The 6,666-nt window shown below is 44.4% G+C and carries 5 protein-coding genes; 3 read left to right on the top strand and 2 right to left on the bottom strand.

Features of this window, described 5'->3' with window-relative positions; genetic code table 11:
* Window positions 1-241, top strand: a 241-nt coding sequence (locus QUA56_RS05760; protein WP_333354420.1) for a hypothetical protein, incomplete at its 5' end; no start/stop codon positions are given.
* A gap of 270 nt (window positions 242-511) precedes the next feature.
* Complete coding sequence (locus QUA56_RS05755) at window positions 512-988, top strand: GxxExxY protein (RefSeq protein WP_332982260.1); 477 nt, start codon at window positions 512-514, stop codon at window positions 986-988.
* A 113-nt stretch (window positions 989-1,101) separates the two neighbouring features.
* Here QUA56_RS05755 and QUA56_RS05750 read toward each other — a convergent pair whose 3' ends face one another.
* Together QUA56_RS05750 and QUA56_RS05745 are read right to left on the bottom strand one after the other, a co-directional pair.
* Entirely contained in the window at window positions 1,102-1,833 is a 732-nt protein-coding gene (locus QUA56_RS05750; RefSeq protein WP_333354417.1) for a WecB/TagA/CpsF family glycosyltransferase, read from the bottom strand.
* 202 nt (window positions 1,834-2,035) lie between these two features.
* The gene (locus QUA56_RS05745) at window positions 2,036-2,173 is read right to left on the bottom strand and encodes a hypothetical protein (protein ID WP_333242846.1); all 138 of its coding nucleotides are present in this window, start codon (window positions 2,171-2,173) and stop codon (window positions 2,036-2,038) included.
* A gap of 111 nt (window positions 2,174-2,284) precedes the next feature.
* On the opposite strand from QUA56_RS05745, the gene QUA56_RS05740 reads away from it, so the two are divergent.
* Window positions 2,285-5,494, top strand: coding sequence for a glycoside hydrolase family 15 protein (locus tag QUA56_RS05740; RefSeq protein WP_333354415.1), 3,210 nt, complete (start codon window positions 2,285-2,287; stop codon window positions 5,492-5,494).
* Window positions 5,495-6,666 lie beyond the last annotated feature (1,172 nt).

The raw sequence follows: 6,666 nt of genomic DNA, 5'->3' as shown, positions 1-6,666 counted from the left end.
GGAGGATAGCCAAGTTAGCCAATTAGCTAAACCTCAGACGAGTCAAACCATCCGTGTATCCGTGTCAAAATCCGTGTCGTGCTGTGTGTCAAAATCACTAATTGTGCTCCACCTCTTCCCCGCGAGGGGACAAGCAGCAACCAGCACGACACGGATCAACACGGAGGATAGCCAAGTTAGCCAATTAGCTAAACCTCAGACGAGTCAAACCATCCGTGTATCCGTGTCAAAATCCGTGTAGTGCTGTGTGTCAAAATCACTAATTGTGCTCCACCTCTTCCCCGCGAGGGGACAAGCAGCAAGCAGCACGACACGGATAAACACGGATACACGGAGGATGGCCAAATTAGCCAATTAGCTAAACCTCAGACGAGTCAAACCATCCGTGTATCCGTGTCAAAATCCGTTTCGTGCTGTGCTTTCCAGAGAAAAAATTTTTCTGTCTGGGTGAATTTTTTGGGTGCTATGCCAAAATAAGGAAAAAAGCATCTCAACAATTGGATCGAAAAAAATGAGCGAAAAGATTCAGGCTCCACATGAAGACCTAACTTATCGGATCATAGGTGCAGGTATGGCCGTTCACAGACAGCTTGGGCCGGGTTACAAAGAAGCAATTTATCAGGAAAAACTCGAACAACAACTGACAAAAGAGGGAATCGGTTTTGAGCCACAAAAAAACCTTCCCGTTTACTACAACGAGCAGTTACTTGGTTTGTACATTCCAGATTTTATTATTGAAAACAAAGTTATTCTGGAAATCAAAGCCTTCGCTACACTTCATAAAAAGTATTTGGGACAAGTCATTACTTACCTGAATCACACGGCTTTACCAATTGGTTTATTAATGAATTTTGGTGACAGAAGACTGCTATCGCGACGTGTATTTCCCTCACCTCAAGCTACTGAGTTTCGCGACAACCATCAGTGGATATTTGTCCCTGACTGGCTGCAAGCTCAAAAACGAAGTCAAGAAGAGACTCCGTTTTAGAGCCAGATTGCGCTAATCAGTGGCAAATAGTAAGATGATTCAATTCATCCGTGTATCCGTGTCAAAATCACTGTCGTGCTCCGTGTCAAAATCACTGTCCTGCTTACACTAACTTACCCTCGCAAATCCCCCAAAGCTTTCAAGGCAAATTGTGGCAAAGCTAACATCCTGCGCCACCGCCAAGGTTCTTGATAAAGTCGGTACAACCATTCTAAATGATTGTCGCAAAACCAAGCCGGCGCGCGAGTTTTTGTTCCCGCCCAAATATCGAAACTGCCGCCAACTCCCACCCAAATCGCATCAGGACAAAGGTGTCGGTGTTCGGCAATCCAAAATTCTTGGCGCGGCACTCCCAAGCCTACAAAAATCAGTTTTGGTTGCATTTTTTTGAGGCTTTCACGGAAGTTTTTTTCTTCATCTGCGGAAAGATAACCGTGTTGAGAAGCAATTGACAATCCGTTAATTTTTTGCTGCCAAGTTTCTGCCGCCGCAGCCGCCACTCCGGGGGAACCTCCAAAGAAAAAGAGTGGTTCCGAATCCGGCAATTTTCCGGCTTGTTGCAGCAGCGATTCTGCTAATTCAATCCCCGGATAGCGCTGCGCCGGTTTGCCGCGCATCCGCAAGTACAGTACCACTCCCGAACCGTCGGGAATCACCAGTTCCGCTTTGCGGATTACATCTGCTAAAGCCGGATTTTGCTCGGCTTGCATCGCCATTTCAGCATTCAAAGTCACGACGTGACTTCCTAACCCTTGATGCAGGCGCTGCATCAGCCAACCTGCATAATCATCTAATATGTGAACTGGTAGTCCCAGCACTGAAAATTGCGGCTGCGATCGATCCATATTTTTTTCTTTGAGATTCCTACACACCTAGTTATTTAAATTAGCTTAGATTGGCGATCGATGCTAGACTACTTTTGGACGCAAAAAACCCGGTTTGTGCCACAAAGATTCTGTTAAGTCATCATTCCGTGGCCAATAAACCGGGTTTTTTGTACGCGGCGCGCAAGTCCATTAGAGTTAGGCTGCCAAGTGCGATCGAGCATTAGTGTTCAATTTTTTTGACAGAGCCGTCAGCGTACCATTCCATCGGTACTAGCTCAATTTTACCATTAATTTTGACTGTAGAGTAGACAATTTTTACGAAAGGAACGCTGTTGTTATTGTTGTTGCGGCTAGACATGGCAATCACCTTGTTGTGTTTGCAAAACTTGAGAAATAATCTGAACTCTGATATATTTAAAAGTCTATTCACCGCAATTCGGCTCGCATCAGGAAAAACAAGGAAAACGAAATGGCGATCGCAAAAACCCAGCGGCAAACCAGGTTAGATTATTACTACCAGCAAATCAAAACCGTCATCCTCAAGCGCCAGAACCCAATTACCGGTTTGCTGCCGGCAAGTACCGCCGTTAACGCTCACGGCGACTACACTGATGCCTGGGTGCGCGACAACGTGTACAGCATTCTCGCGGTTTGGGGTTTGGGTTTAGCTTACCGCAAAATTGATGGCGATCGCGGCAGAACATTTGAACTCGAACATAGCACAGTCAAATTGATGCGGGGCTTGCTGTTTGCGATGATGCAACAAGCAAACAAAGTAGAAAGTTTTAAAAATACTCAATCGCCCTTAGATGCGTTGCACGCTAAGTACAATACTCAAACTGGAAGTATTGTTGTCGGCGATGACCAATGGGGACATTTACAGTTAGACGCTACATCTATATATTTGTTAATTCTTGCTCAAATGACGGCTTCCGGGTTGCACGTAGTTTTTACAATCGATGAAGTCAATTTCGTGCAAAATTTAGTTTACTACATCGGTAGAGCCTACCGCACGCCCGATTACGGAATTTGGGAAAGAGGTCATAAAATCAATCGAGGCAATGCAGAATTGAACGCCAGTTCAGTTGGCATGGCAAAAGCCGCGCTGGAAGCAATAAATGGGTTAGATTTGTTCGGAATTAAAGGTTCTCAAGCATCGGTTATTCACGTTTTGCCAGACGAAATTGCCAGAAGCCGCATTACTTTGGAATCGCTTTTGCCTCGCGAATCTAGTTCAAAAGAAGTAGATGCCGCTTTATTGAGCGTGATTAGTTTTCCGGCTTTTGCTGTTGAAGACCGAGAATTAATAGAACGGACTCGAAATAAGATTACTGACAAATTGCAAGGAAAATACGGCTGCAAGCGGTTTCTGCGGGACGGACACCAAACAGTTTTGGAAGATGCGGATCGCCTGCACTACGAACCCACAGAATTAAGGCAGTTCGAGCACATTGAATGCGAGTGGCCGCTATTTTTCACTTATTTATTTTTGGACGGCATATTTCAGGGAAATCAAGCCCAAGTCCAGGAGTACCAACAGCGTTTGGAATCTCTAGCAGTCGATCGCTCTGGTTTGCCGCTGCTACCAGAATTGTACTACGTCCCCGCCGAAAATATAGAAGCAGAAAAGCTAAATCCCAGCAGCCAGCAGCGCTTGCCCAATGAAAATATTCCCCTAGTTTGGGCGCAAAGTTTGTATTTTCTCGGTCAATTGCTGAACGAAGGATTAATCGCAGTTGGCGACATCGACCCGCTGGGAAGGCACCTGTCAGTCGGCCAACACAGAGAACCTTTAGTGCAAATTGCACTGTTAGCTGAAGACGAAGATTTGCAAGCAGAATTAGCCGCTAACGGCATTGCCGCGCAAACCCCAAAACAGGTAGAACCTATTCAAGTCCGCCAGACTAAAGAATTATCAGCTATTTACACGCAAATTGGACGCAACGACCCATTAGGTTTAACCGGGCGCCCCGTGCGCCGTCTGCGGAGTTTAACAACTTCTCGGGTGTTTAAAATTCGCGAAGAGGCGATCGTTTTTCTCCCCTCATTTTTGGACAGACAAGAATTTTACCTAACTCTAGACTACCATTTCCTAGTATCTAAAATCAAAAGCGAAATAGCTCACATTCACCGCCACTGGTATCAGTTGGGACGGCCTACGGTAACGCTGATGCTGACTCACACGATGCTGGAAACCGGCCGGGAAGCGCTGCTGGAATTAATGAAGGAACTCCGCGACGGACACTCGGAAAATACGCCTGTCAAACTGGGGAATCTCAATCAGTTAATGCTGACGGCAGGTACCGAGAGAATTGATTTCATGCACGATTTTGAATTTACCGAATCTCCGGTGACAGGTGCAGTAGAAACACGCAGCTATCTAACTTACAATCCTGAAAAAACTTGGCCTTTGGGTCACACGCAAGAATTTAAATTAGAGTGTGAAACTAATACTCACTTCTTGCTAAATAGCCTGCGCGATTCAGAAAATTTATACGAACAAATTGAGTTGCTGCACACGCTAACCCGCCTCAAAGGATTAAATTTTGATACCGAATTTGGAGGTGCGGAAGAAACAGTAGAAGTTGTGGATTTACTTAACGAAGTTTATACAAAAGCTGGAGAAAGTTCCCAATCAAAAATCCAATGGGCAGTCATCCGCCATGCCGCAGGTTTGCTGGACAAGGTTGATATCAGCTTGTCCGATGCGGTGACAGACATTTTGGTGCGGCAAAAACAGATTGCTGTGGGGAAAGCCTACAGCGAAGATTCAATAATTTCGCGGCCGGGTTCTTATACGGAAGTAATGGAAAAAATTCGCGGATTCTGCGGAGAAGACATTCGCGATCGAGTTCTCACCCAAGAAATTCTAATTTACCTCAGCGTCCTAATTAAAGCAGAACCGCAATTATTTAAAGGTCTGCTGACACTGAGAGTTAGCTACTTTATTCTGCTGTTAACAAGCGAATTAGCGCGCGAATTGGGAGTTACGCAAAATGAAGCTTACGAACATTTAATGCAGCTAAGCCCTTTTGAAATCAAAAATCGCCTGCGCCAAGTGTTGACAGAATACGAGGAAATGAATCAAATCCTCAAACAGCAAGAATCCCTGCGCGTCAAACAGCCGGAAAAAGATATTGAATGGGTAGTAGCGCCAGTTTCCGAAGAACCGCAAATGCCTGCGGGAGGATGGCGGCGGAAGCGGCAAATGGAAGGTGCAGTCAATCGCGTACCGAAGGATTTTTATCCGAGTGTTTGGGGACTGCTGCGGCACTGCAAAGGCTTGATTATTGGCGACAAGTTAGAACGCAAAAATCGCTTGGACAGCGACATTATTTTATCGGAAATGACCCCAGGCGAAAAGAATTTTGCGCTACAAATCGAGCATTTGCTGAATAAAATTGTCGCGCCAGAATACCGACAAGTCAATATTGAGGCGCTGATGGAGTTGGCGGCAATTGGCCACCGCAACCCAGAGTTGCGAGTAGAAGAATACATCGTTTTAGATGTATTAGTCGGTCACGCGGTGCGGCTGAATTGGCTGGGTAAAAACTTGGAAAGAGCAGATAAATACGACGAAGACAAAGCGGCGGCTTGGCAAGCTTTTTACAACACTTCGCCTTACGTTTGCGCGAGTCACGTACTGGATGCTTTCCGATTCTTGACGAAGTTTGGATAGATTGAGTGCCGCTGGTTAATACAAGTGTCGATCGACCTTTTTGTAGTAAGGACTTCAGTCCTTTCATTGCCAACTCATCACTAAAGACTAAAGTCCTTACTACAAAATTATTACGCTTTTGTCACAAGTCTAGAATTGTAGGGTGCGTCAGATGAAGTTTTATAGAACCCATTTGAGATATTTGGTGACAAGCTAAGGAATGAGAATTAAATAACTTACACTCTTGAAAGTGGGGAGTAGGGGTTGGGCTCTTATAGCCCGCCCTTTTTTGGACGGGCTATAAGAGCCCATCCCACCATAACAATTAAAATTGTAAGTTATTTAATTCGCGATCCTTATCAGGGGCAACAGACTTTTTAACCCAGGCTTGGGGGATGATTTGTTTTCCGTTAAAGTAGCCCTCATGGAGCAGGGCTGTTTCATTCTCGGGTACGATCGCCAAAAGTAAAAGCGAGCGCGCTATCTGATAAGATTTTTAGCGATCGCTCAACAAAAACATATATGCCGACTCTAATCTTATTTCTGAAAAAAGTCAATTCCCACGCAAAAATTTAGGAAAAAGACACCCCTTATGGCCGATCATACTATTGGTTATTATGGGGTAAAATGTTTGGTTATTTGGGATAGAGATATCGGAAGCTTCGCTAAATATCACCAAAAACTGCTCGTCAAAACATTTCATCTCACCACCGATCGAGTACCATCTTATTCGACTATTCGACGAGCAATGATGTTGGTTACAACCTCGGATTTAATCGACGCATTTAATCAATGGGCTAGTCAGCTAACTACCTCAATCGACTTAACTGATTGGGGCTCTATTGATGGCAAATGTTTCAGAAGTACCTGCCAAAACTCGCAGAATAGATCTCAAGATTTTGTGTCAATTGTCTCCTTATTTAGTCAGAACACTGGTTTGGTTCTCAGACTCCAAAAAATTGAAAACAAAAAAAGTTCATAAATCGGTCAGGCACAAGAAATAGTAAAGGGTTATCCCCATCAAGGTAACGTCTTTACCTTGGATGCTTTGCATTCTTAAAAAGAGACAAATACTTGAATTTCTCAATCTAAAAATGATTATATTATCGCTCTTAAAGGCAATCAAAAAAACTTGTTTAAACAGGTCGTACAAATTACATAAAGTCAACCACCTAGAAGTCAAATCCGAGCGG

This window comes from Microcoleus sp. N3A4 (genome assembly GCF_036701805.1).
Lineage (GTDB): Bacteria > Cyanobacteriota > Cyanobacteriia > Cyanobacteriales > Microcoleaceae > Microcoleus.
Note: the sequence above shows the minus strand (reverse complement) of the source record. Positions and strands in the feature narration are given on the sequence as shown.

What these genes read in the sequence shown, in the direction of transcription:
- QUA56_RS05755 (WP_332982260.1), top strand. Translation starts at nt 512, where the DNA reads ATGAGCGAAAAGATTCAGGCTCCACATGAAGACCTAACTTATCGGATC.
- QUA56_RS05745 (WP_333242846.1), bottom strand. Translation starts at nt 2,173, where the DNA reads ATGTCTAGCCGCAACAACAATAACAACAGCGTTCCTTTCGTAAAAATT.
- QUA56_RS05740 (WP_333354415.1), top strand. Translation starts at nt 2,285, where the DNA reads ATGGCGATCGCAAAAACCCAGCGGCAAACCAGGTTAGATTATTACTAC.
- QUA56_RS05750 (WP_333354417.1), bottom strand. Translation starts at nt 1,833, where the DNA reads ATGGATCGATCGCAGCCGCAATTTTCAGTGCTGGGACTACCAGTTCAC.